Consider the following 25,500-nt stretch of genomic DNA (forward strand, 5'->3'; position numbering starts at 1 on the left):
AAATACCAGCAATAAGCTGGTATTTTAAAGAGGTTAGTCTTGCGGTTCACTTAGTATTTTACGTTATCGTTGTATTGAGCAAGAATGGATTGAATTTCATCCATGGTTTCTTTCGGTGGCGGGTTTACGCCTTCGAGTGGGTATTCTAAGCCTAACGCTTCCCACTTATGAGCCCCTAATTTGTGGTAAGGAAGTAACTCGACCTTTTCGATGTTATCCATGTCTTTAATAAATTCACCAAGCATGTGTGCTGCTTCTGGGTCATCTGTGTAACCAGGCACGACGACATAGCGAATCCATGTTTTCTTTCCGATTTTTTGCAAGTAACGAGCAAAGTCCAATGTGCGTCGGTTGGATACACCGATGAGATCTTGGTGCACTTCGTCTTTCATGTGTTTGATGTCAAGCATGACTAAGTCTGTTGCATCCAGTACTTCATCGATAACATCAGTGTGCTTACGAACATAACCGTTAGTATCTAGACATGTATGAATGCCTTCGGCTTTAGCAGCGCGGAAAAAATCACGTACGAATTCCGGTTGAAGCATCGCTTCGCCGCCAGAACAAGTAACGCCACCACCTGATGCATTCATGAAGTGGCGGTAACTTTTCGCTTCGGAAATGATTTCTTCAACCGTGACTTCTTTGCCATCATGCGTGTCCCAAGTATCGCGGTTATGGCAATACTTACAGCGCATTAAACAACCTTGCAAGAAGACGATAAATCGAATACCAGGTCCGTCTACGGTACCACATGACTCAAATGAGTGAATACGACCAGCTGTTGACATCTTTTGCTCTCATTACTAGTAAATTCTAGCTGTTATTTTATTACAAAAAGCAGGGTTAAAACAGCTTTGTCGGTACTAAAGGCAAGGTTATTTGAAGAAAGAAAATAGATGGAGCCAATCTACATAAACGCTTGAACACGAGGTGGTTAATACCTACCCCGAGAACTTGCCGTGTATCTAGATTGGCTTCGATACTGGGATAATCCAGTTTTTAGAAAAAGGCAAACACGGAGAACGAGCCTGTCCCATAAACATCGGTTTGGGCTTCTTCATAATCCGGTGTTTTAATCGTAAAGGTGATGCTTGCACCGTAATTTTGGTTGTACCAAGATACCCCCGCGACGGCACTTGCTTGCCAATTTTGCAGTGTGACGTCGTATGGCGCTGACGGTTCAGGAATGCCAGGACGATCTCCTTCGATAGTCATGTCATTAAAGCGGTAACGACCTTCAAACCCGGTGAACAAGAACCAACTCGACGTGTTCTGAGCGATCATACTTGCTGAGAAAGGGCTTTCGACACTGATATTGGCTGCTCCGATGCTATTCGCTAGGTTTGTACCCCAACGAAACATGACGCCTTGAGAGACATCACTACGGAAGTTACCCGCATTGATGTCGTTAATGTTGGTGATCTCCCATTGTGTTTTTTGTTCTTCGCTGCGCATCAATTTGTTAAATACGCGGTAACCAAGGCTGAACGCAACTTTATCTTCAATCTGGTAATCCCAACCTTGAGGGTCCGTCGATCCTGTTATGCCGTGAACGATTTCTTGCGCCTTTTCTGATAGCGAACTTTCACCCGTAGCTCCTATGGTGAAATTGTACCGTACAGCTTTGTCACTCGTTAGGGAAAGGTAGTTGATTTCGGTGTGTAGGTAACCGGCATATGGGCGATCATTGATTAGTGGATAATCGGCTTCAATGTCGCTTGGAGTCCACATCTTGTGGCCAAGAACCAACTCTATTTTATCGATATTGGCGTGCTCTGAGTTAGCTAGACTCAGCCATTTCCATTGGCTTTCTTGTGTCAGTTGGTCTGTCGCGTAAGAAAGGAAAACACCATTCGTATAGTCTTGATCGACGCCAAAAATACCATCGTTGTCGATGGTAAAAGAAACCGTAGACTTAGTGGATGCTATTGCAACTGGAGAAAGAAGGGTAAGAATAATTAATTTACTAAATCTCATAGACTTTATTTGCTAACTTTTTTCGCATCATACGTAAGAATGCGGGCAAAAGTCTTTCGCGATATCACAACTTTCATTCAAGAAATAAAAAAAGGCTGATGCTACTTAGCATCAGCCTTTGTTGTATTACTAGAACGTTATTTCGCTATAGTCTTATAGAGACTCAGTGAATGTACGCGCGATTACGTCAGCTTGTTGCTCTGCAGTTAGAGAGTTGAAGCGAACAGCGTAACCAGATACACGGATTGTTAGCTGAGGGTATTTCTCTGGGTGCTTAACTGCGTCTTCTAGAGTTTCACGGTTAAGAACGTTCACGTTTAGGTGTTGACCACCTTCGATACCCGCTTCGTGGTGGAAGTAACCATCCATAAGACCAGCAAGGTTAGCGCGTTGTGAACCCTCATCTTTACCTAGTGCGTTAGGTACGATAGAGAATGTGTAAGAGATACCATCTTGTGCGTCAGCAAACGGCAGTTTAGCAACTGAAGTTAGTGATGCTACAGCACCTTTCTCGTCACGACCGTGCATTGGGTTTGCACCTGGAGCAAATGGAGCACCAGCACGACGACCGTCAGGCGTGTTACCAGTTTTCTTACCGTAAACCACGTTTGAAGTGATAGTAAGAATTGACTGAGTAGGGATTGCATCACGGTAAGTCTTAAGCTTACGGATTTTGCCCATAAATACAGAAACAAGTTCACATGCAATGTCATCAACGCGTGGGTCGTTGTTACCGAATTTAGGGTAATCGCCTTCGATTTCGAAGTCGATTGCTAGACCGTCTTCGTCACGAATTGGCTTAACTTTTGCGTATTTAATTGCAGATAGTGAGTCAGCCGCAACAGATAGACCAGCAATACCACAAGCCATAGTACGTTTAACGTCACGGTCGTGTAGAGCCATTAGTGCCGCTTCGTAGCTGTACTTATCGTGCATGAAGTGGATAGCGTTTAGTGCAGTCACATATTGTTTCGCTAGCCAATCCATGAAGTGGTCCATTTTCTCCCACAGTTCATCGTAGTTAAGAACATCGCCTTCGATCTTAGGCATTTGCGGGCCAACTTGGATTTTTAGCTTCTCATCCACACCACCGTTGATGGTGTAAAGCATTGTTTTCGCAAGGTTCGCACGAGCACCGAAGAACTGCATTTGCTTACCAACAACCATTGGAGATACACAACATGCGATCGCGTAGTCGTCAGAGTTCATGTCTGGACGCATTAGGTCGTCATTTTCGTACTGAATAGAAGAAGTATCGATAGATACTTTCGCACAGAACTTCTTGAAGCCTTCAGGTAGTTGCTCAGACCAAAGAACAGTGATGTTTGGCTCTGGAGAAGGACCCATAGTGTATAGTGAGTTTAGGAAACGGAAGTTTGTACGAGTAACTAGCGTACGACCGTCAAGACCCATACCACCCATAGACTCAGTTGCCCAGATAGGGTCGCCAGAGAATAGATCATCGTACTCAGGAGTACGTAGGAAACGAACCATACGTAGTTTCATTACGAAGTGGTCGATCATTTCCTGAGCTTGTTCTTCAGTTAGCTTACCAGCCGCGATATCACGTTCGATGAAGATGTCTAGGAACGTAGAAGTACGACCTAGAGACATAGCCGCACCGTTTTGAGATTTAACAGCAGCTAGGTAACCGAAGTAAGTCCACTGAATAGCTTCTTGCGCAGTTTCAGCAGGACGAGAAATATCACAACCGTATTTTGCAGCCATTTCTTTGATTTGACCTAGAGCACGGTGTTGCTCTGCGATCTCTTCACGAAGCTGCATTGTCATTTGTAGGTCTTCGCCGTTCTCAAAACGCTCTTGTAGAGAAGAGAACTGCGCGAATTTATCCTTCATTAGGAAGTCAATACCGTATAGAGCAACACGACGGTAGTCACCGATGATACGACCACGACCGTATGCATCTGGAAGACCAGTCAGTACGCCAGATTTACGACACGCCATGATTTGAGGAGTGTAGATATCGAAAACGCCTTGGTTGTGAGTTTTACGGTATTCTGTGTAGATTTTTTTAACTTGTGGGTCTAGCTCGCGGTCGTAGGCTTTGCATGAACCTTCAACCATGCGGATACCACCGTTAGGGATGATCGCACGTTTTAGAGGAGCGTCAGTTTGAAGACCTACGATAGTTTCTAGGTCTTTTTCGATGTAGCCTGCATCGTGAGCAGTGATGGTAGAGATAACTGAAGTATCAAAATCAACAGGAGCGTGAGTCGCGTTCTCTTGTTTGATGCCTTCCATTACCTTAGCCCAAAGCTTGTTAGTCGCTTCAGTACCTTCAGAAACTAGGAAAGATTCGTCGCCTTCGTACGGAGTGTAGTTCTTCTGAATGAAATCACGAACGTTTACTTCGTTTTGCCAGTCGCCTGCAGCAAAACCTTCCCAAGCTTTAGCAAATTGCTCTGCCATGACATACCTACCTTTTTAGTAGAAAAAAATACGTACTGCTTCGCCGTTGAGCCAGCTATCCCCAGATAAAAGAGGGGAACAGTACACTCTTATGAATAACAATATTTATAGTCTTAAATTTACGTATTCGATTTACAAAACTATAAATATTGTCACTAGTTTTAACGTTTCTCTTTTTAAGCAACAGTTAGAGGTTAAACTAAAATTTTTTTGCAAACCTTAAACTAAATCAATAAATCCTCAAAAATCTCGATAAAAATGGGGTAGCGACGAGCGCTACCCACAAATTTCTAGACTGCTAGCTTATAGCCAAGCTTGGATGCCATACTGGCCTTCAAGCATACCAACTGCAAGCATAGCAACTAAACAGATAACAAGTACGCTTACTGGGATCACAATCTTGTCTACAAATGATAGGCGAGACGCGCGCTCTTTATCTCCAATTAAACCGTTGTTATCTAAAAGCATAGTTAGTGCCCAAGCTAGAACTGGGTTAACAACGGCAGAACCAAAGATACAGATACCTGCTGCTTGTGAGTCTTTCGAGTCCTTCACCATCTGCATGCCAGCTTCAAGCAGTGGTAGAGATACACCAACGAGAAGAGCAACGCGCATAACTGGAGGCCATACTGCAACGTCCATAGGAAAACCAAGGATTGCAACAATAATACATAGAGAGCCTAGTAAGATGGCACCAGCAGGAATAGGGCGTTTCGCGATTGCAGCAGGGATCATGTAAGTCCCCCAAGATGATGTGATGTTACCACCACCCACTGCAGTACCGACCATTTGGCGAACGGAACACATTGTCATTGTGTCATCAACGTCCATCAGCACTTTCTCACTCTTACGTGGGTAGTTCATCTCTTGGAAGATACGGTGACCCAAGAAGTCAGGTGACCACATTGCTACCGCAAGAATGGCGAATGGTAGTGAAGCGATGAAGTGTTCCATATTAGGAAGACCAAGCATCCAACCTTCTTCTGTTGAACCCCACCAGTAGATTGGATTTAGGTTTGGAAGGCCTGTCTCGGTTACGAATTTAATATCGAAGCCTGCGCCAAGAGCCAGTGCGATTGCAAGCCCAGTGAAGGCACAAACAGGGATCGCTAGCCAGCGTTTGTTCACTTTAGCAAGGAACGCGTATAAGCCAATGGTAACCGCAAGAACAATCAGACCGATGTAACCCATGCTACCAGCGGCAACCGTATCGGATTGCAAACCAACAGCCCAAGCTTGAATAGAGTTAATTTGGCTCATGGTTCCGGTTAAACCTAGGAAAATAAGAAGGCCACCAGCCGTACCTTCAGAGGTGAGGTTAACCAGTTTTGACCCACCTTTTAAGAGGCTCAAAATCAAACCAAACACACCAATGAGAATTGCTAATGCAAGAGGGTGAGCACCAGCAAGAGCGATGGTACCAATAAGAGGGATCATTGGGCCGTGGTTGCCTGCTAGGTTGGCTTTAGGGTTAATAAAACCAGAGGCAAGTACACAGAAAAGAAGTGCAGGGATGAGCATTTCTACACGCGCAACTTCGATAGCAAAGTCCTTGCCTAAGTTTACGTGGTCCCATGCTGCAGTAAGACCTTCAGCCCAAGACATCATTACCGCAGAGTACATTGCGATAATACCGATAGTACCAGCAAGTGCTGGAACAAGGTCTTCAAGCTCAAAGCGGAAGTCACGACCTGGCAAGTTCAAGCCAAAACGACGTGGCTTCATGATTTGTAGTTCGTGGTCTAGGTAGTCTGAACGGCTTGCGAACTCAGATGCTGGACGATGAAGCTCACGGTAGCTCTTGGTCTCGATATCTGAATCAGAGTGCGTTTTGTTAACTGCGTCTGACATAGATTCCTCATATATTTAAAAGTTATGAATTCTTCATTCAATTGTGTTAATCCGCATCCTGCGGCACGCTTATGCTAGCTATTGTTAGATTTGTTACACGTCGACACTGTGCCTAAGCATAGCTAATAACTTATTGTGTTGAGGCACAAAAAAAGCCTCATCTTTTGGCAGGAGTCTAGCAAGATAGCCATTTAGGGTGATTGATTTAGATCACTTTAAGAATGGTTGTGAAATAAAACTACAGAAAGTTTCTGGCATGCGAATGAGATGCGGAGATCTTGTGTAATTTCATTACACAAGTTGCATAAAATTAGAACTTTATGTTCTTTTGCACGAGATGCAGACTAAATGTCAATATTCACGATAATTATATAAAGCTGGCTTTATTCTTGCTTTGGACAGAGCAAAGACAATTTTTTGGCTAATCATTGCCGCTCAGTTTAGGAAAAAGACATGAAACAGCTTAAAGTACTGCCACTAGTGGCAATCATCTCAGGGTTAATGGTCGGTTGCGGCGGCGGTGGCGGCGGTGGCGGTGGTTCCACACCAAGAACTACATTCACTTTTACTTTTGCAGCTCCAAATGTCATTAGTGAAACAAATGCACAAAAAGACAGCTGTACTATTTACGACCGAAGAGTAGATGGCAACGGCATCGAGCAGGTATTGACCTATCAACCAGCCGTAAGTGCACAGCTAACAGGAGGTAAGGTCGTCGGTTTCTATTCAGACAAGAATGGTGTCCGTCAAGGCGACTTTATCTACCCATCAGGCACTACTTTGAAATTTGTTCTAGAAGACATTCCTGAGGACGGCTATTTTACTTATCAGTTGCTTGATGCTTCTGGAACAGTATTTACGGCAAACAGCTTCGGTCGAGATTTTTTAAAGGACAATAACCTTAGAAACTCAACGTTCTCAATGAATCGAGAGGCGGTGTCTGCTTGCAATAAAAATGGCAACTTCCGTAAGGCTACCCGAACTGACCTTAAATATGAAGCAACGGAGGCTGGTGGCTTAGAGTACAACTTCATATCTAAAATTGCGAAAGAGTCTAAGCCTACCTATTCTATTGATTCTTTGGATGTAAGAGCAATTGGTTCGAAGATGGAGTCGACAGTCGTGCTACAATATGCAGACGCAGCGAAAACAGAACTGCACCAGTATGGTATTCGCGATTGGTCGAGTGAATCACCATTGCCGTTGGTTGGCATGAATGGCTCTTCTCCAATCTTGAACCCAACACTTTTTAAATATGACACTTTAGACATCAGTGTACTTGTTGGTGATTACAACTACGAAGTTGCAGAGCTACCTATGTCAACGACGAAGTTCTACCACCCGCTTGAGCCAAAAACGGAAACTTGGACTTACAGTGTTGCAGCTGAAAAACCTATCAATGGTTGGACGGTAGTGCTGAACCAAAAGATGTATCAGGACGCAAATTGGGATATCTCAATTGATCCAAGCGCTTACTACAACCTAAATGCTCTGCCTGCGTCGCATGTGGTGAGAGGCTCAACTATTGATACTGGTTTTGCTTTCACTGACCAAGATAAAGGCTTTAGCCGCCTTGCATATCGTGCAGAGTCTAACTCTGGAACACTACACCGAGTAACACACAAGATATTTACAACTTTAGAGAGTGATGTCGTTGTTCCGGAGTTGTTCTACTACACATTCGATGACAGTGTGAAGCAAGATTTGAAAGTTTCTTCTAAAAGTGATTTCTCACAATCTATTGTCGTGGAGTCTGCTGAAGCAAACCTAAATAGCTATGACTTTGTTTCTCTTTTCTCTCATGGTGATGTGACCGATCTTAAAGTGGATCACGATGGTCTTGTGATCAGTGAAGTTGATTCTGAGAAGGTCAATACGAATGCTCAGAAATCTGATTTTATGGTATTGGTTAAGTAGCGTCTTAACACTTTTGTAAATTAAAAAAGCCCCTTTGAAAGGGGCTTTTTTATATTTAATATTCAACTTTTGAAGAATATGTTGCTATATATTGCATATTAATTTGTCTATAGTATCTTTCTATTCGAATTATTTAGGTTAATAATTTGTTGCAAGTTTCAAAGGGCGGTGCTAATTTGTTCCAAATTAGAGAGGGCGGAGCCCCTTAATTGCAGTGACAAAAACACAGGGAGTAGGGCGCATGAATGATGTACCAGCGCTAGATATAAAAGACCTGCACAAAACATTTGGACAAAATGAAGTTTTAAAAGGCATTTCACTTGCCGCGCACAAAGGAGATGTTATCTCCATCATTGGCTCTTCCGGCTCAGGTAAGAGTACCTTTCTCAGATGTATCAACTTGCTAGAAACGCCTACCGCGGGCGAAATTTGGGTAAATGGTGAATTAATCCAAATGAAGAACAACAGAGCAGGTGAATCTGTTCCTGCTAATGAAAAGCAAGTCCAACGTATTCGCTCACGCCTGGCAATGGTTTTCCAAGGTTTCAACCTCTGGTCTCACCTAACCGTACTAGAAAACGTGATTGAGGCGCCTGTTCATGTCTTAGGCGTGCCAAAAGCTCAAGCGATTGAAAATGCAGAAGTCTTGCTTAAGAAAGTAGGCTTGTATGAGCGTAAGGATTATTACCCTGGGCACTTATCTGGCGGCCAGCAGCAACGTGCAGCTATTGCCCGTGCGCTAGCAGTTGACCCAGAGGTGATGTTGTTTGACGAGCCAACTTCTGCGCTTGACCCAGAACTTGTAGGAGAAGTTCTGGGGGTAATGAGAGATTTGGCAGATGAAGGGCGAACTATGCTGGTGGTCACGCACGAAATGGCGTTTGCGCGTGACGTATCAAACCATGTGATGTTTTTACATCAAGGCTTAGTGGAAGAACAGGGAAATCCAGCTAAGCTATTTACAAACCCGGATTCAGAACGATTACAGCAGTTTATCTCATCCATTTACTAATATTTGTTAGGCGGCAGACTATTGCCTCCTAAGCCAACACAACAAACAAAACGAAATAAAATAGCAATCACAGGAGTATGGAAATGAAAAAGTGGTTATTAGCAGCAACGATTGCTGCAACGGCAGTATCAGGTGTTGCCCAAGCGAAAGAATGGAAAACAGTTCGCTTTGGTATCGAAGGTGCTTACCCTCCGTTTAGCTGGACAGAAACTGATGGCTCAATAAAAGGCTTTGACGTAGACATGGCAAATGCACTCTGTGAAGAGATGCAAGTGAAGTGCAAAATCGTCGCTCAAGATTGGGATGGTATTATTCCTTCTCTGCTTGCACGTAAGTACGATGCCATCATCGCAGCAATGTCTATCACTGAAGAGCGCAAGAAAAAAGTCGATTTCACTGGCAAGTACGCACAAATTCCAAATAAATTTATCGCTAAGAAAGGTGCGGGTCTAGATTTTGATAATCTTAAAGATGTCAAAATTGGCGTGCAACGTGCGACGACACATGACAAGTACTTAACTGACAACTACGGCGATGATGTTGAAATTGTGCGTTATGGCTCTTTTGATGAAGCGTATCTTGATCTAGAAAATGGTCGAATTGCTGCTGTTTTAGGTGATGCTTCTGCTCTAGAAGAGGGTGTGATCAACAAAGCAGGTGGCGAAGCTTATGAGTTTGTTGGACCATCGTTAACCGATCCAAAATGGTTTGGCGAAGGTATGGGTATCGCTGTTCGTAAACAAGACAAAGATCTAACGAAGAAACTCGACGCAGCAATTATTTCACTACGTGAGAAAGGTGTTTACCAAGAAATTGCTGGTAAATACTTTAACTACGATGTGTACGGTGAATAAACCGTAATTAAGCGACCGTTGGCTTGTTCCTAGAAGTAGTCAACGGTCGATTTTTTGAGTTTAGGGATTAGGAACTCACCTATGCTAGATTTACAAGGATACGAAGCTTCGATTTTGAAAGGAGCTTTAGTAACAATAGAAGTTGCAGTGCTTTCACTCATTCTCGCCATGGTCTTAGGCATGCTTGGCGCATTAGCTAAGTTAGCACCTTACAAATGGGCAAGGGCGATTGCCACTCTTTACACCACAGTCATTCGCGGCATTCCAGATTTGGTTCTAATGATGCTAATTTTCTTTGGTGGACAAATACTTTTAAATAACAGCCTTTACTCCATCAACGAAACGCTCAACGAGTGGTTTGCCTCGAGTGATCCAAACCATGAATGGACGTCTTACTTACCTGATTATATTGATGTCAGCCCATTTATTGCTGGTGTACTCACGATTGGTTTTATCTTTGGCGCCTACATGGCGGAGACTTTTCGCGGAGCGATCATGGCGGTGGACAAAGGTGAGCTAGAAGCGGCGAAAGCTTATGGGATGAGTTCTGCTTTATCGTTTAGAAGAATCTTACTGCCTCAGATGATTCGTCATGCATTACCTGGATTTGGTAATAACTGGTTAGTGTTACTTAAGACCACAGCGTTAGTTTCCATTATTGGTCTGGATGACATGGTGAGAATGAGCTCATTGGCAGCAGGTACGACCAAAATGCCGTTCACCTTTTACATGGCTGTCGCGCTCATCTTTCTATTTTTTACCAGCGTTTCGACCGGGCTACTCAAGCTTGTTGAGCGTAAGTTCAGTATTCATGCGAGGTAAGTTATGGACTTTTCTTTGATTATTGAAAGCTTTCCAACTTATCTTCAGGGACTTTGGACAACAGTTTGGTTAGTGGGATTAGCGTTGGTTATTGGCTTGTGTGTCTCTATCCCATTAGCCGTGGCACGCAATAGTACCAATTACGCTCTAAGCTTACCTTCTTGGGGATTCATTTACTTTTTCCGTGGAACGCCGCTATTGGTTCAGCTGTATTTGATTTACTACGGCATGGATCAGTTTTTCCCTGTGAAAGATACCTTGTGGGAGAACGCTTGGTTCTGTGCTTTGGTCGCTTTTATTCTTAATACATCGGCTTACACCGCAGAAATTATTCGTGGTGCGATTAATGGTTTGCCGAAAGGTGAGGTGGAAGCAGCGAAAGCGTATGGCATGAGTAAGTTTATGACATACAGACGTATTATCTTGCCGAGTGCATTGCGTCGAGCATTACCAGCTTATTCAAACGAGGTCATATTTATGCTGCACGGAAGTGCAGTCGCGGGCATCGTTACCATCATGGATTTAACTGGTGCTGCGCGTCTAGTTAACTCGCGCTACTATGCACCATTTGAGTCTTTCCTGACGGCGGGGCTGTTCTACATGGCACTGACGTTTATGATCTTGTGGTGTTTCAAAGTGGCAGAGAAGCGTTTCTTAGCTTATCTGCGTCCTTTAAGCTAATTATCAATAGAGGCAATAGCACCGGAATGGGTGCTATTGCTTTTGATAATTTTGTTATCTTCATTCCTATTTTTCCAGCCGATGTAAAAGACTCTTTCTTATTATTCATTAACTTACATTAACATTCGGTAAACTCATTGTTTAGTAAGTAAAAATGAAAAAAACAATTCTATCGTTGGGCATTGCCGCCTTAGCCACAGGATGTGGTGGGGGAGAGGGAGAATCACAACCTAATGCTCAAGTAAAACCAACGCCAGCTCCAGTTCAACAAGCTCTTGAAACTGGTAATGCACTGCTCGTTTCTGACCCGAGCGATTTCATTCGTGAAAGTCGTCAGGTTGTGGAAGCTCACAAGATGCAGTCGAATACGATCAAATCTGCAATTGCGAAAAACCTTTCAGGTCTTTATTGGGATCCAACCCATGATGCCGCGATCTTGGCACCTCAGTATGGCTTCAACGACACCATCTTGATGACCAATAAGGCCATGGTAAGCGGTTACAAAGATCAAGCTATGTCAATTGGCGTTGCCGGGGAAAAGTCTAATGGTCAACGTTACGCACTATTAGGGAGTAACCCATTTAGAACGGCACAACGTTTTCCCGACTCTTCCAACGCAGCGATGACGAAATGGTTAAGTAATCTGGTCACTTGGTTGTCGGGCGGAGTTACTTCAAACGTCGTCATCGCGCAAATGGACCAGTCTTATTACTTTCCGGATGAGCAAGCGACTCGGAATTGGCTGAAAGACAATGTTTCACAAGAGTTGGCGTTTAACGAGGCCAACCTATGCGATGGTTCGAAGCTACTTAGCTGCTTGCAAACCAATACTCCAAACTTATTGATCTTGTCACAGCATCTGCAATCTGGCGACACCAACCAACAAGTACTCGATGCTCTGGCATACGCTGAGCAAGCCCAAATTCCTGTTCTATACCTGCATTGGGATGGAGGACTAACTGAACTTGGCCGAGACATTTTGGAAAAATTCCATGTTGATTATGTGGGAGATAACTATTGGCGTAAGTTAGGCTTGGTTGATTGGGCGCCTTCATCACTCATGAACTTCGTGCCAGACTCTATTGCTACGCAACAAGCGCTGTTGTCTCGTTTTGAATCTCAAAACTTCAATGTTGACTTGTCACAGTGTGAGGACAAATCTTGTCCTGACACTGCGAATATGGAAAGTCAATTTTATGCAGGGGCAAACAGTATTCGCCATCGGTTGAAAAAGCTTGATGAACAAAAAGTAGATTTGTTTAATCAAGACGGCTACCAATACGAAAAACTCATGGTATTGCTGGCTGATCATTATCGTCAAACGGTTGTCTTCCCAATGGACAAACAGTCAACCCAAACGACCGAATTCCTAAAGTCGTACTTTGCCGATTACGTGCAATACAACAGCCGAAGCGTAAACCCAAAACAACCAAATATGGGGAACTTCAGCCGTAGTGAGTTTAGCCCTGAAGTAAAGAGAATCAGCGCAACTATTAATATGGAATCAAAGCGTAATTTCCGCTCTGCTGGTGTGTATGCGCTTCCTGGGGAGACCTTTACGGTCACGCGCAATGACAGTAATGAAGTGACGACTAAAATTGTCATCAACAGTTTAAGAAGTGGCGCAACTCATGAGTTCAGCAAAGATGGATACACGCGACCAAAAATGCTGACTTCTTTCGCCTATGAGGTGAAGCCGGGTGAAACCATCACGCTGACTTCACCTTATGGCGGGCCTATCCAGGTTCACTTTAACAATAATGATGTGCCAGTAGCTCTAACATTTAGCCATGTAGCGCAACACCCTGTATGGAGAAGTGAAAAGGATAACGATGCGTTTATTCAGGAGCTTGAAGCGAATTTGTTCGATTGGGCTGAACTGATCACGCCTGGATTTGAGGTACACTCTAAACGTGACAAAATGCTTGAATCTGTCAACGATGAAATGTGGTCTACCACTTCGGAAATGGCGCTTGCAACAGAAGAATATGTTCACAACTACCCGCATGTGCTGGCAGGTTTCCAAGGGCCGGGCATAGATGAAGTGCCTGAAATTATTCAATACGCCCAAAATCAAGGTTGGGAAATCGCCAATATTGATATGGTGAAGCATATGAACGCTGACCAAGCGACGTGTGGTTACGGCTGTTCTGGTAACCCATACGATGCTTACTGGTCATTCAGCCCACTCGGTCACGGTGATTTACATGAGCTTGGTCATGGCTTGGAAAAAGGTCGATTCCGATTTGCAGGCTGGGAAGGGCATTCAACGACCAATTACTACTCGTATTACAGTAAGTCTCGTTTCTTCCAGAATACGGGGAAAGTTTCAACTTGCCAAAGCTTGGATTTCAAAGGCCAGTTTGAATTATTGCAAGTTAGCCGAACTCAAGCGGATCCAAACGCATACATGGCTGCGCAAAATCAAACCAGTTGGAGTTGGGGCGCTCGTGTTTACATTCAAATGATGATGGCGGCGCAGCATGAAGGTGTGCTTAAAAATGGTTGGCATTTATTGGCGCGCTTGCACCTGATTGAACGAGAGTTTAACCGCTTAAAATCGGACGATGCGCTTTGGGATGAGAGACGATTGAGCATTGGTTTCGCCAACTACTCTCGGGAAGAAGCAAATAGCATCTCAAACAACGACTGGTTGCTTATTGCTCTGAGCTACATCTCTCAGCGAGACATGACGAGCTATTTAGATATGTGGGGCTTCTCGTTCACAGAAAAAGCGAAACAGCAGGTTGTGGCGCTGAATCTACCGCCGATGCCGCTCACTTACTTTGCAAGCAGCAATACCGGCTACTGTCTGAACGAATTTGCTCAAACACCGATAACTATTGATGGTCAAACGGTTTGGCCGCTGAATCAGTGATTAAATAGTAATTTGTATGAAAAAGGGAGACTGAGTCTCCCTTTTTATTGGACTAAGCTTAGCGTTGAGTCTCGCTTATAGCTTTGCAATAAATTACTTAAATGTCGACCAGATTGGTGCGTGATCTGAAGGCTTCTCGATACCACGAAGCTCATAGTCGATACCAGATTCAATACACTTTTCCGCTAGAGAAGGGGTTGCCAAAATGACATCAATTCGTAGGCCACGGTTATCATCAAAACCGCGAGAGCGGTAGTCAAACCACGAAAATTGATCGTTCACCTCTGGGTATAGCTTACGGAAGGTGTCCACAAAGCCCCAGTCTAGTAAGGTTTTCAACCATTCGCGCTCTTCAGGTTGGAATGAACATTTACCTGTTTTTAGCCAACGTTTACGGTTTGGCTCGCCGATACCGATATCTGCATCAATAGGGCTGATGTTGATGTCACCCATAACAATCAATTGCTCGTCGTTATTGTGATGATCGTTTAGGTAGGTCATCAGATCTTTATAGAATTGGCGCTTGTATGGGAATTTGGTTTCGTGGCTGATGTTATCCCCTTGAGGGAAATAGCCGTTTAGCACAGTGACCTTTTCGCCGTTTTCATTTAAAAACGTTGCCATGATCATGCGCTTTTGATGTTCCTCGTTATCCGTCGGGAACCCTTTTTGTACGTGTAGAGGCTCTTGCTTACAAAGCATTGCTACGCCGTAATGTGCTTTTTGACCATGAAAATACACTTTGTAGCCCATGGCTTCGACAGCTTCAATCGGGAATGCTTCATCGTGAACTTTAATTTCCTGAAGACCAATCACATCAGGTTGGTGTTTGTCGATTAGCGCTTGGAGTTGGTGCAGTCGCGCACGTAGTCCATTGATGTTAAAGCTGATTACTTTCATTATTTATCCTTTTGGGGCGTACTTTTTATGAATAGTATCATTGTGTAAGAGCACTGAAAATGAGTCTCGGTGAAAGGAGTGAAACGCTCTGAGCTACTTTGCTTTTAATTTGTTTTCTAAGTCGTTTTGCACGATCTTTAAAGCGTTAAGCGCAACTTCTGGATCTATCTCATTGCTCTCAAGCAAATAGATTAAATCGACAGCCAGTTTGATCTCTTCAGGTGCGTCATCTAAAGGCGAGGTTGTTTGGTCAGCCATTATTGATGTTTTTCCCTATGTGTAATTTGGTTCTCTAGCTTAAGAAGTGCTGCTTCACAACGCGCTAAACGTTGCTCGGTTGCTAGTAATACTTTTTGAGCGTCGGCACGCATAAAACTAGGAGCGCTTTCGACAGCACGTTCTTTTTCTAACACCATCTCGCGCAAGCGTCTTGCCCACTCTTGATGTTGAGCGAGCTCCTGATAAAGCACGTTGATAGGCTTACGGAAATGGCTGCTATGTTTGATTTCATTCTTACGAATTTTAGTGGTAGAAATCTCGCGTTGAATCGCACCAATTTGCGCCACTAACCGTTCAGTGAGGTACTCAGCACGCAAAGCGGTGAGCTTACCTTCATTTTGCTCACGCACAATCGCATCCAGCGTGGCTTTTGCTTCTTTTACGCAAGGAGTAAGTAAGCGAGAGCGGCAACCAAATAAACGCTCATCAAAAAGCGGAACATGATGTTCGCCTCTTTGACGGTCAAGAACAGCGGCTTGCTTCGCCATTTGTTCTAGATTTTCCTGGAGTTGAGAAATGTTCATGACAAAACTACAAACCATGCGTCATAAGCCAATTTAATGGCTAGTATGCTGACGACAGTAACAAATACAGGACGAATGAATTTAGAACCAAATCTAATAGCGGAGTGCGCGCCAACAAAAGCACCAGCCATTAAACATACTCCCATTGTTAAGCCTAGCACCCAGTTGATATGTCCGAGGAATGCAAAAGTGATCAAAGAGGTAAAGTTACTGGTAAAGTTCATTGCTTTTGCTAAGCCAGAGGCGAGCAAGATATTCAGCCGGTACAGCGCCATTGAACTTACTGTCCAAAAAGCCCCAGTTCCAGGCCCTGCGAGTCCGTCGTAGAATCCGATTGATAAGCCTTGTATGTACTGTTTTTTATGAAGTTTGGGGCAAGGCTCGGGTATTGGACTTTGATGAGCAGAGTGGGGCGTTTTATGAAAAACGGTATACAACGCTGCCGCCAAAATAACAAGCGGCAATCCTTTTTCCAGCCAATCTGTACTAATCGCATCTACAAATAGCGTACCTAATGTCGCTCCGACGAGTGTCGCCACGAATGCACGCCGCCAGCATTGAGGCTTGAATAGACGTTTTTTGTAGTACGTAAATGCTGCAGTAGAAGAAGCAAAGGTAGCGGCAAGTTTATTGGTGCCTAGTGCAATATGAGGCGGCAAGCCTAGCGAAAGTAGAGCAGGTACGGTAAGCATGCCACCACCACCGGCAACTGCATCAATAAATCCTGCGACAAAAGCGACAAGCGCCAACACCAACAGCATGGTTGGCTCAATCATTTCCATAAATGGTGATTCTTCTAATATTCTATTTTACGTTTAAATGGAGGTAGTGAGTCGATTAAGGCTTGTCCGTATCGCTTAGTGACTAGGCGTCGATCAAGAATCGTTACTCTACCAGAATCTCTCTCTTTACGCAGTAAGCGACCTACGCTCTGGATCAGCTTTTTGCTTGCGTCTGGTACAGTTATTTGCATAAACGGGTTTCCTCCTTTTTTCTCAATGTATTCGGAATGAGCCTGCTCAACAGGGGAGGTTGGAACGCCAAATGGAATTTTTGTAATCACCAAGTTTTCAAGTAATTCGCCAGGTAAGTCTAGCCCCTCAGAGAAACTGCCAGTACCAAATAAGACGCTGGTTTTATTTGATTCTATTAACTTTTTATGTTTTTTTAGAATTTCTTGACGTGAGCTTTCACCTTGAACTTGCAACGCCCAGCCTTTTTTTATGAACTCCGAAGAGAGTGCCTTCGCGACTTGGTTCATCTGCCAATAGGATGAGAATAATACTAAGTTGGCTTTCTTGTCTTCCAAGTACTTAGGCAATATCTCGATAAGATATTCAGTAAATTGAGGCGCTGGTGGTTCATATTTCATCGCAGGGATGAGCAATTCTGCCTGGTTTTGGTAATCGAATGGTGACGCAAGCGCTAAAAACTGAGTGCCTGATTCTGGTTTTCCATCAATACCAACCTGATGGCAAAAGTAATGGAAAGAGTTTAATGCACGCATCGTTGCGGAAACCAAAATGGCGCCAATACATCTGCTCCAAATCTGTTGGTCGAGTTGCCATCCAATTTCAAGTGGCGAAACACTCACAATGAAATCACCCTCGCGATCGGGGTGGGTTTCTAACCAGCGAGCTAAAGGCGCACCTTTTTCACGAGTTGGTTCAGCCATTAAATGCCATACTTGCGCTAGGTTTTCTAACCTTTGAATGTAGAAACCGAGCTCTGCAAGCGCTGGTTCAGCCAACCTTGTCGCAAGCTCCCCGTCTTTTACTCTTTCCGCAATAAGGTCGGCAATTTTTGCCACGCTCTGATTTGCTTTTTTACTGAACTGTTTTAGTTCTTTGGATTGGTTCTCTAGCCACTCAGGTAGTTCACCGTGTTCGAAGCGGTAGATACCCTCTTCAAATTGAGCTGGGTCGAACTGTTTGGGCAATTGAGTCAGTGCCGGTATCAAGTTCTGAACCGCGTCTTGAAGGTCGTTGCGAAATCGAGCTACGCGTTTCTCGTCTGCGAGTGATGAAAACTTACTAATCGACTGATTTAACTTCTCAAGCCATGCTGCCGCACCTTTTAAACTCGCAGATGCTGAAGCATGGTCACGAGCGACGTGAGGTAAGTGATGTGCCTCGTCGAAGACGTATATCGTATTTTCTGGCTCAGGTAAAATCACGCCGCCACCTAAATCTGCGTCTGCCATGACGAGAGAGTGGTTAGCAATGATGACATCGTTTTTATCCAACTCTGAGCGCGCTTTTTGGAATGGGCAGCCGCGGTGGCCTGGTAAACTGTTATTGCAACTGTGTTTATCACTGACAATCAGTTGCCAAAGCTTATCGTCGATGGGTTTAGGCCAAGAATCACGGTCACCGTCCCATTTACCTTGCGCAAGAGAGCGATGCATTGTTTCTAACAGCTCTATATCTTTTTGCTTAGGTTTGGTTTCAAACATGGCTAACTGGCCACCATCAGCACCGCTAGCAGTAGCGAGCTTTTCTGCACAACAATAGCGTTGACGGCCTTTTGCCAAAATAAAAGAAAACTCTCGGTCGGTAATCCGACGAAAAAGAGGGAGGTCTTTATTTATGAGCTGCTCTTGCAGAGCGACGGTCGCCGTTGAGATAACCACTTTTCTATTGTTATGTACAGCCACGGGAATGGTCGCCATTAGATAGGAGAGCGATTTACCAATTCCAGTCCCTGCTTCTGCAACGAGTATTCGGTTAGATTTGTGATACTGACCGCACAGCGTTTTTGCAATCTCTGCAACAAGGTAGTTTTGTGCTCTTCTAGGCACAAAGTTATCAAGTTGATCTTGAAGGTTTTGATAGCTATTACGAATCGATTTTTGAATGTTACTGGTCAGCATACGGGCCTCAAATGCGTTGGAGGCGAATAGTAGCACACATCACTAGTTGTACAGTAGTTCACAAAACGGAATGCTTTTATAAGGAATGTAGATCTCCTTCACAAAAAAATATTGAACCTTATCTTAATGAAATTAATTTCATTATATGAAAAATATAAAACTCCAACTTGGTCTGATTTGTGGGTTTTTATTCTTTTTTTTGTTTTTTTAAATTTACTTATTGGATTAAAAAACCATTTGTTAATAATTTTGTAAATTACAAATAATAATGGAGATTGGTTAGATGTTCGTCGAATAAATAAAGGTAAACTTATCAAGTTATTGTTTTGTAATGGTATTTTGTTTTTTTTACATTGGTATTTAGAAAATTTGACAGCCAGAATAATCTTTTGCACTCTTAGCTCCAGATTTTGAGGAGGTGCTGTATAACGTTTTGTTAACGCTCTACCTCAAACATATAAAAAAAGGGAACCGGACAAGGATATCCCGAACTAAGAAAAGGCAGTGGATTAATTATGAAAAAAACTCTATTAGCACTAGCTGTAGTTGCGTCTGCAACTTCAGTGAACGCAGCTGAAGTATTCAAATCTGAAGAAGGTTCTGTAGATTTCTACGGTCAGCTACGTCCAACTCTTCTATTCACAGAAAAAACTGATCACACAGCAGAGCTAAACACTAGCTCTTCTCGTACTGGTGTGAACGCGGTTTACGTTGTTGACGAAAGCCTAAAAGTTCTGGGTGAAGTTGAAATCGGTGTTGCTCTAGGTGACAACTACGACGCAGGTGCTGATTCAAGCGAGCGTACAGATGACTCTGTATACGTACGTCGCCACATCATCGGTTTTGATATGGGTGATATGGGTACTCTTCGCTTCGGTAAAGAAGGTACTTGGGCTGATGACGTATACTTCGCAGATTACTCTTACTTCTTCGGTGGTAACGCAGCGGAAACTGCATACGGTCACGCTTGGAACAACGATTCTCAAATCAAATACGCTTACGAAAATGACGCGTTCTGGCTAAAAGCTGGTTACGCGCTAGGCGAAAAAGATTCTAACGAAGAAGTACTAGAAGTATTCGTTGGTAAATCTTTCAACGACCTATCTCTACACGCTGGTGTACTTACTGCGAACAACGACATCAACGTAACTAAAGAGAAAAAACTAGTTCTTAATGGTGTAGAGCAAACAGTTTCTCACACAGAGCGTACTGATAACGAAAACCTATCTTTTGAAGTAACTGCTGAGTACGCACTAAACGAGCACACTCTAGGTGCTACGTACTACTACAACGAAAACGAAGATAAGCTAGGTAAATCAACAGTTGATTCACACTACATCGTTGTAGCTGGTATGTTCGCTGTCGCTCCTAAAACAACTCTATACTCTGGTTACGAGTACCTAGCTCAGTCTACTGACGAAGCAGGTAAAGTAGACGCAGACTCTTCTTGGTTCTACGCTGGTGTTGAATACAAGTTCTCTAAATGGGCACGTGTATTCGCAGAAGCGGGTTACACTTTCGAAGGTACTGACTTCGACAACAAAGACACAGACGACGCAACTAACTTCGGTGTTGGTGCTCGTTTCTACTGGTAATCAATACCCAGTTTGATATTGTAAGACCCAGCTATATGCTGGGTCTTTTACTATGAAGATAAGGATGAAAAATTCTATGCAGTTATCATTAAAAGTGGCAATGGCACTGTCTATTTTTGCCAGTACAAACCTCTACGCTGCAACGACTTTAGTGGTTCCAGAAGACGTGAAGTTATTGGCCGTCAACATGGAGAAGCCAGATCTAGAAGGTGGTCTTTTTTCTAGTGAGAAGACAATCGAACTACCTGACGGAACGAATCAAATTGTCTTCAAATATCAACCTACATTCGAAATTAACGAAAACCTTAAGACGGTTTACAGTGATGTAATCGTTGCTAAATTTGATGCTGAAAACGAAAAGCTAACGTTTGAACTGCCAGAGTTTAAAACTCTTCGCCAAGCGCAAAACAACATCTCGCCTCTAGATTGGCAATTACTGGATACCAAAGGCCAACCTATTGCTTTGGTCGAAGATATATTAGAGTCAGATGGTGTTCAAATTGGTCGTAATTACCCTCAAGAATCTCGTAACTACAATATTGCTGGCGGTATCGCGAGTGTTGCTGTTAGCTATGTAACTGTGAATCAGCATCAACAATCAGTAAGTGATATCGAGCCTCGAGTTGAGACTAGTGATACCCGTTCAACAGCCGCATCGAACGACAGCCCAATGGTTGATGTATTAAAGACGATGTACCAGAAAGCGTCTCCGGCGGAAAAAGAGGCCTTTAAAAACTGGCTTGCTGAGCAGTAATCCCTTAGTTCATTAGATAGGGCTTAACTGAAAAAGTACGAATCTAAAAAGCAGGCTTTAAGCCTGCTTTTATCTTTTCTGCTTATTAGAGAGAGATTTCTCTCCATTCACCAGGCATTAGGTCGTTAAGGACGATATCACCCATCGAATGACGAATGAGGCGCAAGGTAGGGAAGCCAATGTGCGCAGTCATGCGACGCACCTGACGATTTCTTCCTTCAATAATGGTAATGGCTAACCAAGTTGTAGGGATATTTGCTCGAAAACGAACAGGAGGCGTTCTGTCCCAGACTTGTGGTTCTGGAATAACTTCAACTTCGGCTGGTAGAGTCATACCATCTTTTAGCTCTACTCCCTTTCTCAATTTTTCAAGATCTTGCTCCTGAGGAGCGCCATCGACTTGAACCCAATAAGTCTTCGGCGATTTTGACTTTGGCTGCGTTAGCTTCGCCTGCAAGATGCCATCGTTAGTGAGTACCATTAAACCTTCGCTGTCTCGGTCCAATCGGCCAGCCGCATAGACATTTTTGATCGGGATATAGTCCGCTAACGTTTTGCGACCATCGCCATCGGTAAATTGACTGAGCGTATCGTAAGGCTTATTGAAAATAATGACTTTACGATCTTTAGGGGGCACTTTTGGCTTTTGGCTCTTTGTTGGGCGATTAGGGCGGCGGTCTTGCTGAGTACGAGTCTTCGAGCCATTGCGAGCTCCTGAGTGTTTAAAATGGCCCGTTTTAGACTGGTTACGACTGCGACCTTTTTCCTGACCTGTACGAGATGACATGTTAACTACCCTGCAAAAATGTAAATGAACTGTGTTTGAAAGTTTTAAGTTTTCTCATGATCGGATATGATTTGCGCGCCTAAAACTAACAAACGCGCACAGAATGATAGACTAATTCGTGTTATTTGTTTAATTATATCAGTGCACTCATGGATTCAGAGCTTAGAGCTTCAAACTACAACAAAGAGTGCGAACCGCATGTGGCGTTAGTGAGGAGACATGTACTGCTAACGCGCAGCAATGCGTCAATTAAACCAACTCAGACGCTGAGTTGATCAGCCAACAAGTTGATTAAAAAATAGGGAAATTTCATGCCTACAGAAAAACCTACAATTATCTACACCATCACTGATGAAGCGCCGGCGCTAGCAACTTATTCATTACTACCAATCATTCAATCATTCACAGCATCGTCTGGCATCAATGTAGATACTCGTGATATTTCACTAGCAGGTCGAATTATCGCTAACTTCCCAGAGCATCTAAAAGAAGAACAGCGCATTGGCGATGCGTTGACTGAGCTTGGTGAACTAGCTCAAACTCCAGAAGCAAATATCATCAAGCTACCTAACATTTCAGCTTCAGTTCCTCAGCTTAAAGCGGCGATTAAAGAGCTTCAGGCGAAAGGTTACGATTTACCAAACTACCCAGAAGAGCCGAGCACGTACGAAGAGAAAGCGATTAAAGCGGCTTACGACAAAATCAAAGGTAGTGCGGTTAACCCAGTACTTCGTGAAGGTAACTCAGACCGTCGTGCTCCGACTTCGGTTAAGAACTACGCGAAGAAAAACCCACACTCAATGGGTGCATGGTCAGCAGAATCTAAGTCCCATGTTGCGAGCATGTCAGACAATGACTTCTTTGGTAGCGAAAAGTCTACAACTATCTCTGGTGCAACAGAGGTCAAAATCGAGTTTGTCGGTAATGATGGTACAGTTAAAGAGCTTAAGTCTGCGTTCCCATTACTAGATAAAGAAGTCATTGATACTTCAGTAATGAAGAAGAAGGCGTTGGTTGAATTTTTCGAGAAAGAGATTGCTGAAGCGAAAGCACAAGACGTGCTGCTGTCTCTTCATATGAAAGCGACGATGATGAAAGTTTCTGACCCTGTCATTTTCGGCCATGCCGTAAAAGTTTACTACAAAGACGTTTTCGATAAGTACGGTAAGCTGTTTGAAGAGCTAGGTGTTGATGTAAACAATGGCATCGGTGATGTTTACTCAAAAATTGAGTCTCTACCTGAAGCGCAAAAAGCAGAAATTGAAGCGGCCATTCAAGCGGTTTACCAAACTCAACCAGAACTTGCGATGGTTGACTCTGATCGTGGTATCACAAACTTACATGTACCAAGTGACATTATTGTAGATGCTTCTATGCCAGCAATGCTTCGCTCTTCGGGTCAAATGTGGGGACCAGATGGTAAACAAAAAGACACCAAAGCGATGATTCCAGATCGTAGCTACGCAGGTATTTACCAAGCGGTTATTGATTTCTGTAAAGAGCACGGCGCATTTGATCCAACCACTATGGGTAGCGTACCTAACGTTGGTCTAATGGCTCAGAAAGCTGAAGAGTATGGTTCTCACGACAAGACATTCATTCTAGACGCTGCGGGTACTGTTCGCGTTGTTGATGCTTCAGGTAACGTACTGTTAGAGCAAGCGGTTGAAGAAGGTGATATCTTCCGTATGTGTCAGGTTAAAGACGCACCAATCCAAGATTGGGTTAAACTAGCAGTGACTCGCGCACGTGCAACAGGTGTTCCAGCTGTATTCTGGCTAGATGAAAACCGCGCGCACGATGCTGAGCTCATCAAGAAAGTAAACGCCTACCTACCAGATCACGATACTGACGGTCTAGAGATTAAGATCCTATCTCCTGTTGAAGCTTGTAAGTACTCACTAGAGCGTATGAAAGCGGGCCTAGATACTATCTCTGTTACAGGTAATGTTCTTCGTGACTACCTAACAGACTTGTTCCCAATTCTAGAGTTAGGTACGTCTGCTAAGATGCTATCTATTGTTCCATTGATGAATGGTGGTGGTCTATTTGAAACAGGCGCTGGTGGTTCTGCTCCTAAGCACGTTCAACAAGTAGAAAAAGAGAATCACCTTCGTTGGGATTCTTTGGGCGAGTTCCTAGCGCTTGCAGCTTCGTTAGAGCATTTAAGTGTAGCGACAAACAATCCTAAGGCTCAGGTTCTCGCAGATACACTAGATAAAGCGACCGGTGAGTTTTTAGACACCAACAAATCTCCGTCACGCAAAGTGGGTGAGCTAGATAACCGTGGAAGCCACTTCTATCTTGCACTTTACTGGGCGAAAGCGCTTTCAGAGCAAACGGATGATGCGGATCTTGCTGCTGAATTTGCACCAATTGCAAAAGCGCTGTCAGAGCAGGAAGAAACGATCGTTGCTGAGCTAAATAATGCGCAAGGCGTGAAAGGTGAGCTAGGAGGTTACTACTTACTAGACGATGCATTGGTTTCTAAATTGATGCGTCCAAGCGAAACCTTTAACGCAATCATTAACAAGTAAGTTAGTGTAAAAACACGTCGTTTTCGACGTGTTTCCTATCCTGTAAGTGCGTTGTAAGTGTTCCTTTTGTAACGCGTGCTCTAAATAGTAAGAAACCCGCTATCTTGGCGGGTTTATTTTTCTCTTCAAAACATCAACGTGGCGTTTCGAGAGCAATATTTTTATATTTCGACAGCGCTCTAATTATTTGGCTTGGCCTTCAAGAGGCACGACGCTACTCGCGTGACAGCCTTTGGGACCTTTTTCAATCTCGTAAGAGACTTGTTGGCCTGCTTTCAGTGTACGATAACCGTCCATCTGGATAGTTGAGTAGTGGGCAAAGATATCTCCCTCTTCTTCATCTGAACAAATAAACCCAAATCCTTTGGCATTGTTAAACCACTTTACTGTACCTGTAGCCATGCTTTACATCCCTCATGCATTTTTTACTGATGTTGTTACTGCAACCAAGTTATACCTTTAACTTGGTACTACCATTGTCAGCGAATGCCAACAAACGTCAAATCAATGATAAGTCACATTCATCAAACCACTTAAAGAAGAGAGGTTTCAAAATGATGATTTATGCATCGACACTTTCCACTGTAGTCAATGAATTTCGACAGTCAATAGCAGTGAGCAACAAACAGAAACATAATTGAAAACAAATCACTTTTGAGATTAACAAATTTGCAAACAGTTTTTCGTATATACGCAGAAGTTTAGTCAATTTGCCTATGAAGTGGCTCATACTGAAAAAGCCATACTGTCCGTGTTGCTTATGGGAGAAGAATCCTCTGACTGAATAAAAAATGAAGTTTTCGTGATAATTACCGTATTCTCAATGA

20 protein-coding genes are annotated in these 25,500 nt (G+C 43.5%); 9 read left to right on the top strand and 11 right to left on the bottom strand.

Going from position 1 to position 25,500, the window contains the following annotated elements; all coding sequences use genetic code 11:
• Positions 1-50: 50 nt before the first annotated feature.
• The 4 genes from pflA to R7Z10_RS19110 form a co-directional block, all read right to left on the bottom strand.
• Positions 51-791 (bottom strand): pyruvate formate lyase 1-activating protein, encoded by a 741-nt coding sequence (gene pflA, locus R7Z10_RS19095; protein ID WP_005378444.1) that lies wholly within the window; start codon positions 789-791, stop codon positions 51-53.
• A 211-nt stretch (positions 792-1,002) separates the two neighbouring features.
• Positions 1,003-1,980, bottom strand: a complete 978-nt coding sequence (locus R7Z10_RS19100; RefSeq protein WP_005387855.1) for a lipid A deacylase LpxR family protein — start codon at positions 1,978-1,980, stop codon at positions 1,003-1,005.
• 153 nt (positions 1,981-2,133) lie between these two features.
• Positions 2,134-4,410 (bottom strand): formate C-acetyltransferase, encoded by a 2,277-nt coding sequence (pflB, locus tag R7Z10_RS19105; protein WP_005378442.1) that lies wholly within the window; start codon positions 4,408-4,410, stop codon positions 2,134-2,136.
• A 303-nt stretch (positions 4,411-4,713) separates the two neighbouring features.
• On the bottom strand, positions 4,714-6,261 hold the full coding sequence (locus R7Z10_RS19110; RefSeq protein ID WP_005378441.1) for a DUF3360 family protein: 1,548 nt from the start codon (positions 6,259-6,261) through the stop codon (positions 4,714-4,716).
• 453 nt (positions 6,262-6,714) lie between these two features.
• On the opposite strand from R7Z10_RS19110, the gene R7Z10_RS19115 reads away from it, so the two are divergent.
• The 6 genes from R7Z10_RS19115 (at position 6,715) to R7Z10_RS19140 (ending at position 14,425) form a co-directional block, all read left to right on the top strand.
• On the top strand, positions 6,715-8,178 hold the full coding sequence (locus R7Z10_RS19115) for a hypothetical protein (protein WP_033905046.1): 1,464 nt from the start codon (positions 6,715-6,717) through the stop codon (positions 8,176-8,178).
• 241 nt (positions 8,179-8,419) lie between these two features.
• Positions 8,420-9,190: an ABC transporter ATP-binding protein gene (locus tag R7Z10_RS19120; RefSeq protein ID WP_005378438.1), complete on the top strand. Its 771-nt coding sequence runs from the start codon at positions 8,420-8,422 to the stop codon at positions 9,188-9,190.
• A gap of 83 nt (positions 9,191-9,273) precedes the next feature.
• Entirely contained in the window at positions 9,274-10,044 is a 771-nt protein-coding gene (locus tag R7Z10_RS19125; protein ID WP_005378437.1) for an ABC transporter substrate-binding protein, read from the top strand.
• An 81-nt stretch (positions 10,045-10,125) separates the two neighbouring features.
• On the top strand, positions 10,126-10,866 hold the full coding sequence (locus R7Z10_RS19130; protein WP_005378436.1) for an ABC transporter permease: 741 nt from the start codon (positions 10,126-10,128) through the stop codon (positions 10,864-10,866).
• 3 nt (positions 10,867-10,869) lie between these two features.
• Positions 10,870-11,547, top strand: a complete 678-nt coding sequence (locus tag R7Z10_RS19135) for an ABC transporter permease (RefSeq protein ID WP_005378435.1) — start codon at positions 10,870-10,872, stop codon at positions 11,545-11,547.
• A 154-nt stretch (positions 11,548-11,701) separates the two neighbouring features.
• Positions 11,702-14,425 carry an ImpA family metalloprotease gene (locus tag R7Z10_RS19140; protein ID WP_318105660.1) on the top strand — a complete coding sequence of 908 codons (2,724 nt, stop codon included), beginning with the start codon at positions 11,702-11,704 and terminating at the stop codon, positions 14,423-14,425.
• 93 nt (positions 14,426-14,518) lie between these two features.
• Here the strand turns inward: R7Z10_RS19140 and xthA are convergent, their stop codons facing one another.
• From xthA to dinG, 5 genes are all read right to left on the bottom strand, one after another.
• The gene (xthA, locus tag R7Z10_RS19145) at positions 14,519-15,325 is read right to left on the bottom strand and encodes an exodeoxyribonuclease III (RefSeq protein ID WP_005378433.1); all 807 of its coding nucleotides are present in this window, start codon (positions 15,323-15,325) and stop codon (positions 14,519-14,521) included.
• 93 nt (positions 15,326-15,418) lie between these two features.
• Positions 15,419-15,583 (bottom strand): pleiotropic regulatory protein RsmS, encoded by a 165-nt coding sequence (gene rsmS, locus R7Z10_RS19150; RefSeq protein ID WP_137281831.1) that lies wholly within the window; start codon positions 15,581-15,583, stop codon positions 15,419-15,421.
• Complete coding sequence (locus R7Z10_RS19155; protein WP_005378431.1) at positions 15,583-16,128, bottom strand: primosomal replication protein; 546 nt, start codon at positions 16,126-16,128, stop codon at positions 15,583-15,585. Before R7Z10_RS19155 ends, rsmS begins: the two co-directional genes overlap by 1 nt.
• The gene (locus tag R7Z10_RS19160) at positions 16,125-16,910 is read right to left on the bottom strand and encodes a TSUP family transporter (protein ID WP_213905359.1); all 786 of its coding nucleotides are present in this window, start codon (positions 16,908-16,910) and stop codon (positions 16,125-16,127) included. The genes R7Z10_RS19155 and R7Z10_RS19160 overlap by 4 nt, the downstream gene beginning before the upstream one ends.
• 14 nt (positions 16,911-16,924) lie before the next feature.
• Positions 16,925-19,000 (bottom strand): ATP-dependent DNA helicase DinG, encoded by a 2,076-nt coding sequence (gene dinG / locus R7Z10_RS19165; protein WP_017634733.1) that lies wholly within the window; start codon positions 18,998-19,000, stop codon positions 16,925-16,927.
• Between the two features lie 515 nt (positions 19,001-19,515).
• On the opposite strand from dinG, the gene R7Z10_RS19170 reads away from it, so the two are divergent.
• Both R7Z10_RS19170 and R7Z10_RS19175 read left to right on the top strand, forming a co-directional pair.
• Entirely contained in the window at positions 19,516-20,595 is a 1,080-nt protein-coding gene (locus R7Z10_RS19170) for a porin (RefSeq protein ID WP_005378424.1), read from the top strand.
• Between the two features lie 76 nt (positions 20,596-20,671).
• Positions 20,672-21,349, top strand: a complete 678-nt coding sequence (locus tag R7Z10_RS19175; RefSeq protein ID WP_213874672.1) for a DUF2057 family protein — start codon at positions 20,672-20,674, stop codon at positions 21,347-21,349.
• 85 nt (positions 21,350-21,434) lie between these two features.
• On the opposite strand, the gene R7Z10_RS19180 is transcribed toward R7Z10_RS19175, so the two are convergent.
• Entirely contained in the window at positions 21,435-22,136 is a 702-nt protein-coding gene (locus R7Z10_RS19180) for a pseudouridine synthase (protein ID WP_042522115.1), read from the bottom strand.
• A 311-nt stretch (positions 22,137-22,447) separates the two neighbouring features.
• Here R7Z10_RS19180 and R7Z10_RS19185 point away from each other — a divergent pair, with 311 nt between their 5' ends.
• Entirely contained in the window at positions 22,448-24,673 is a 2,226-nt protein-coding gene (locus R7Z10_RS19185; protein ID WP_005378404.1) for an NADP-dependent isocitrate dehydrogenase, read from the top strand.
• A gap of 183 nt (positions 24,674-24,856) precedes the next feature.
• Here the strand turns inward: R7Z10_RS19185 and cspD are convergent, their stop codons facing one another.
• Positions 24,857-25,075 (bottom strand): cold shock domain-containing protein CspD, encoded by a 219-nt coding sequence (cspD, locus tag R7Z10_RS19190; protein WP_005378407.1) that lies wholly within the window; start codon positions 25,073-25,075, stop codon positions 24,857-24,859.
• Positions 25,076-25,500: the final 425 nt, after the last annotated feature.

Origin of the sequence: Vibrio sp. Vb1018 (assembly GCF_033338775.1) — a bacterium.
Classification (GTDB): domain Bacteria; phylum Pseudomonadota; class Gammaproteobacteria; order Enterobacterales; family Vibrionaceae; genus Vibrio; species Vibrio alginolyticus.